Raw genomic sequence first — 5549 nt, 5'->3', positions numbered from 1 at the left:
TCCGATGAGTAGCGATATCATTAAAATTTCAAGAAATACTGAAAATGCACCAATTAATTCTGTATCTACACAAACGGTCGCTTTTTCTCATTATAATAACTTTTCTGCTCAACTGCCTGTTGACCCTAAAACAGGTGAAATAGTTATTGGAGATATTAAAGACCAAGCAGCACAATGCTTGAGTAATATTAACTCTATTGTTGAAAGCATTGACCATGTTATGGATGATGTCGTAAAGATCAATATTTTCGTTAAGAATATTTCTGATATCGATGCTATTGATGAGGTTTACGCAAGCTTCTTCAACAACAGCCTGCCGACACGTACAGTCGTGGGTGTAGCTGCGCTACCGAACAGTGACGCTTTAGTTCAAATGGATGCTCTTATTTCGAACGGCGAAGGTACTAAACCACAAGCACCTTGCGCACTAGTTAAGGTCTCAAGAAATACAGATAATGCGCCTCAAAGTGCTGTATCGACGCAGACAGCGGCTTTTTCTCACTACAACAACCTTTCAGCTCAATTGCCTATCGATGTAAATACAGGTGAGTTGGTTTCAGGTGGTATCACAGAGCAAACGACACAATGTTTAGCAAACATTAAAACGATTCTAGAGAGTATCGGTCATGTCATGAATGATGTGGTTAAAACCACTATCTACCTTAAAAATGTTGAAGATGCAGAAAAGGTAAATGAAGTTTGCGCTAAGTTCTTCCCAAGTTATGTACCAGCGCGAACGGTTGTTAATGCTGCTGAACTACCAATGGGCGCTTTAATTCAAATTGATACATCCGTTTCACATGGCGACGGTACACCGCCGCAATTACCAGAAGACACTCGCTTGTTGGTTATTGAAGCTAATAATACTGTCGATGCCCCTTTCATGGCTTATTCGCACACCGTTGCTTTCTCTCACTACAATCATATTTCAGGCCAATTACCTTTAGACCCGAAAACAAATGAAATGGTTGCTGGTGGTGTAAAAGAGCAAGCGGAACAATGTTTACAAAATATTAAGGCGATCATTGAAAGTGTTGATCATAGTATGGACGATACTGTGAAAATTAATATTCAGCTTAAAAATGTTTCAGACATTGATACAGTGAACGAGGTCTACACAACATTCTTTAATGCTGAATTACCGGCAAGAACGGTGGTTGGGGTTTCAGAGATTCCTATGAATGCTCTAATTCAAATTGATGCAGTCGTTTCCAACTGCGAAGGTACACCACCACAAGATGTTATTGCTTAAACATAGTTGTAACCTTTCCTAATAACAGCGATCAGATCTCGGCTTTAGCTCTTAAACATTGAGTCGAAACATAAGCCGGCGGTCTGATCTGCTAACTCACCACAGATACTGCCAATCCCAAGCCTCGCTACATAACTTATTCGAAGCGATACAATTAAGCTTACACTCGACATATGGTGCTTATTGAGTCGAAGTGTCTTAATATGAAAAACAGATGCTTAACGTAAGAAAGAAAACCAGTTTATGCAATTTCGGGCCATTTTACTGCTATACCTTACCCTAGTAGGGTGTTCGTCCAATCAAGAGTTGGTACTCGACCCAACAACTATCACGCTTTTTTATGGTGAGACGTCGATCTCGGCGGGTGTGTTAGAAGATAAAACATTTAATTCGGTTCTAGCCGATAGAAGAGAGAGTGTTACTTTCTCGGGCTCACTATCAAAGCAAAACTCAGGTTACTTAGTTGATATGTTAGTGATCAGAGAAAATAGAGCACCACGTTCAAAGCGCCAATTAAACACCTTACTTCTTATGAAGCCGGGAGAGTTAGTGGATGTTGGCGGTGTGAACAATGATGTGTTCAGAGTCATTTTAGAGTAACAATCCCGAAGTAATCAATTAATGCAAAATTTTTATTTACCTCAACCTAACTTCAAGTCTTAAGCTTCTCTTACCCAATAAGAAGGAGCTTACTATGCAAAATAACTACGTAAAAGAACTCGCCGTTAAAACTTACCAAGAAGACCTTAAGAAAGAGTACGTTAAATCTAAAGCTAGGCCATTCCACGGCCCGAGTTTTATCGGCGGTGTACTGTTGTCAGTCGTGTTGGTTGGGTTGTTTTATTGACTTGAAAGCGTACAGGCCATTGAGATAACTTATTACAGGATACTGATAGCCGAATTGTTGTGAAAGCTAAAATAATCAGAGGTACCGAGATAAACATAGTAACCTTAATTGCGTTATCTTCTACCGATGATTTGGCAAACTCACAGTAATACTGGCCAAATATATCCAGCGACTACCCATTCGACAGTAACTTAGTGTAATTACACTAAACCATTCATTGCAGATTGCCTTGACCAGCCTTTATGTAGCTTTACTACCTCAGTGCTGATTCGTACTGGATGATTCTGCTAATACCTACAACAACGTTAGCTGTTGACGACTTTACGTCGCTACGAACTATGACTCTTCGTTAGTTTCCCCATCATCAATTATTGTTCAGTTAATTATACAGAACGACTCCCTCTTTTATTTAGTTTTATCCATCAAAATGTCCTGTTCTCCTTTCAATTGAGATTTCCCATCTATTCAGATAGTTGAGGTTAGGATTAGGTGTTTGCGTTAGGACTTAACTTACCCTCTAGCGTGCATTTGATTAAATTTATGGTTTGTTTCACTTCCAAACAGATTGGTTTCATCAAGGGTATGTAGTGATGTAACCCAGATAAAGTTGCTGATTTCAATTCCTCCCCATTAAATATCGCGATCACTGTCAGTTTTTTATAGCGTAAATAAATACTAAAAAAAGCGATGCAATCATTACCCCCCTGAAATGGCACTGTGGCGTAATTTGGTGGCTATTATGTGATGAAGTTGTCGGGATATTACGGGATGTACAATATGCGGTTAGTGGTGTTTTCGTGCATGATATTTATAAATTTGCACAATTACACTCAATTCAAGTAGATGACTATTAAGTGGTCAGATTTGTTTTTATTTGTGTGAGTCTCATAAGTAAGAATACAATCATTCTGTTGCATCGCAAAATGCGATGCATATCACTTTATTCGGGGTGCCGTGTTGTCTACTGTTAATTTACTTTGTCTGTTTTTTATTACATTACTAATAATATGCACATCATTTCATCTGAAGTCGTCGGAAGGTAAAAAAAAGCTATCTTTTGTTCAGCAAAGACTTGAACGAGAACAAAATAAACAAAGGCTCAAACGTTTTTTCTGTGAAGAAACAGATTTACCTAACATCAACTATATTCAAGAAAAATTATTAAGAACAAACAGAAGTACCTACAAGATCATGCATGTAATCTGTGTTGGGAGATCTGCAGATTTCTATAAGTTTTTCGATTCAAAAACTAGTCGAATAGTTAAAACAGAATTACATCACTACCTAAGTGAGACACTTTCACCAAGGGTTATCGGTTTGTTTGAAGACAAATACATTGTTCTTGTATTTGAAAGCGATACTCCCTGGGAAGAAAAAAAAATCCTTGAGCAGCAACAAAAAATTCAATTCTCTTTGCCTCATGAAAAGAAAGTAGGCGATAAAACCCTAACTTTTGATTATTCTCTTGCTAGCATGATCCTATCTAATTTTGATAAACCCCAAGATAAAAATCAGTTGTTTAGAAGAATGGCTTACAGTGTTAAAAAGTCACTTCAATCTATTGATGGTGTCTACATATATAACATTAATGACTATGAAAAAAACGTTAGAACCCGTTCGGTAATCCAAGCTTTACATCACGATATAAAAAAGGGAGGGACTCAGTTCGAGCTTTTTTATCAACCCGTCGTTTATAGTATGAATACTTCTAAAGAGTACCTTTGGGAAATATTGCTTAGGTGGAAACGCACAGAGTTCGGAGGTCCTGGTGTATTTATGCCATTATTGGCAACGGAGCCGCACCTACATTACTCATTAACCATTATAATTTTTAAAAAAATAATTGAATACGCAAAAAACACTCAAGATACACTTCCTAATATCAGTGTTAACATTAGTCATGCAGATTTAAGTATCGTTGACTTTTATGATGATGTAATGGAATTAACCAAATTAGTTCCAGAGTTAAGAAGTAAGATAATATTTGAAACAGTTGAATATAGTGAGGGTCTTTTACATAGTTATGCTAAAGAAAATATAATTGCTCTTAAAGGGGCAGGTTTTCGATTTGCTATTGATGATTTTGGATGTGGTTACTCCAATTTTAACCTTTTATCAGAAAAATATTTTGATTTTATTAAGCTAGATAAGTCGTTACTACAAAAATGTCAGGAAGATATTGTGGCCAATGAGACACTTAAGTTTATGGTTAAGCTATCTGAGCGTATTGATGTAACCTTGATTGTCGAAGGCGTTGAAAATCCTCAACATCTACGACTACTTCCAAAAAAATCTAACATCTTATTCCAAGGCTTTCACTTTTCCAAACCAAGAAGGTTAATTAGCAATGTGAAAACAGGTTGATATATGTATGGGCAATAATATGTGAAGGGCTGTAAATGACATTAAACAAAATCGAATTCGTTAACTAATTTAAGAGTATTACTATTTTAATATTTTTAAATCTCAACAAATAATAGAGATCCATTTAAATGAAAATGATGATACCAATTTTGTGCGTTCTGGCTTTATCAGCTTGTGGTGGTGGCGGTGATGGTGGGAGTAATCCGACAATTCACAAAAAAGCTACTGGAAAAGTAATCGATGGTTATATTGTAGGCGCTACCGTTTTTCTAGATATAAATAATGATGGTAAGTATAACGCAAACACTGAACCTAGAGCTTTAACTACAAAAGGTGGTAGTTATGAGCTTGACCTAAATGAAACCCAAGATAAATGCCTTGGTTATGCTCCAACGATAGTAGATGTTCCTGTTGGCGCTATTGATGAAGATTTGGGGCCTGTAAAAAATGCTTATCGTATGGTCTTACCCCCTGAATTTAAAGAACAGGTCGATTTCAAAAACCGTTTTATCACCCCTTTAACTTCATCTTTATGGGCGACAGTAGAAACCAGTAATGGTAAAAGTAACTATACGTGTCAGGATCTAATGAGCGATATAGAAAAACAAACTAAACAGGCTCAAGCGTTAGAGCATGCTCTTACAGAAACAATTCGCACATATAATATTTCTGAGGCTAAAATTTATGGTGACTTTATTGCATCCGAAGATAGTGACCTTGCCTTAAAGGCCCAAAATATCGTAACAGGTCTAAAGAAATCGTTCACAGATACAAAAGATTTACAACAAACCAACCCCAATAGCTATGTGCAAGTTCATTACTACTTCAAAGATGAAAACGGCGCTAGGAATTGGTATAAAAAGGTTTATATTTCTTCTCTAGGTACTAATCAATCAGCAAAGCAAACAACCACAAAAATGAGCGATGATTTGTTAACAGAGGTGGAAGTGTTGTCTGAGTCCACATCGGTTAACCTTTCAACTCAGTGGGGTGTTTACAACAATACTTTTGATATTGCTAGTATTAACAACTTTAATAGCAGCATCCGTCCGGGGTGTACATTCACAGAGAAAATCATTATTAAAG

Annotated in this window: 5 protein-coding genes; all 5 read left to right on the top strand. The window is 36.9% G+C overall.

Features of this window, described 5'->3' with window-relative positions; genetic code table 11:
- Positions 1 to 4: 4 nt before the first annotated feature.
- Positions 5 to 1252: a RidA family protein gene (locus AB4496_RS23130; protein WP_102258323.1), complete on the top strand. Its 1248-nt coding sequence runs from the start codon at positions 5 to 7 to the stop codon at positions 1250 to 1252.
- A 243-nt stretch (positions 1253 to 1495) separates the two neighbouring features.
- Entirely contained in the window at positions 1496 to 1852 is a 357-nt protein-coding gene (locus tag AB4496_RS23125; protein WP_009845510.1) for a hypothetical protein, read from the top strand.
- Between the two features lie 94 nt (positions 1853 to 1946).
- The gene (locus AB4496_RS23120; RefSeq protein ID WP_009845509.1) at positions 1947 to 2099 is read left to right on the top strand and encodes a hypothetical protein; all 153 of its coding nucleotides are present in this window, start codon (positions 1947 to 1949) and stop codon (positions 2097 to 2099) included.
- A 954-nt stretch (positions 2100 to 3053) separates the two neighbouring features.
- Positions 3054 to 4463, top strand: coding sequence for an EAL domain-containing protein (locus AB4496_RS23115; protein ID WP_032555056.1), 1410 nt, complete (start codon positions 3054 to 3056; stop codon positions 4461 to 4463).
- 128 nt (positions 4464 to 4591) lie between these two features.
- A partial coding sequence (locus tag AB4496_RS23110) for a hypothetical protein (protein ID WP_372132115.1) occupies positions 4592 to 5549 on the top strand: 958 nt, incomplete at its 3' end.

The organism is Vibrio sp. 10N.222.46.A1 (assembly GCF_041473595.1).
Lineage (GTDB): Bacteria > Pseudomonadota > Gammaproteobacteria > Enterobacterales > Vibrionaceae > Vibrio > Vibrio tasmaniensis_A.
The sequence above is the reverse complement of the archived record's forward strand: the minus strand, read 5'-3'. Positions and strand labels throughout refer to the sequence as shown.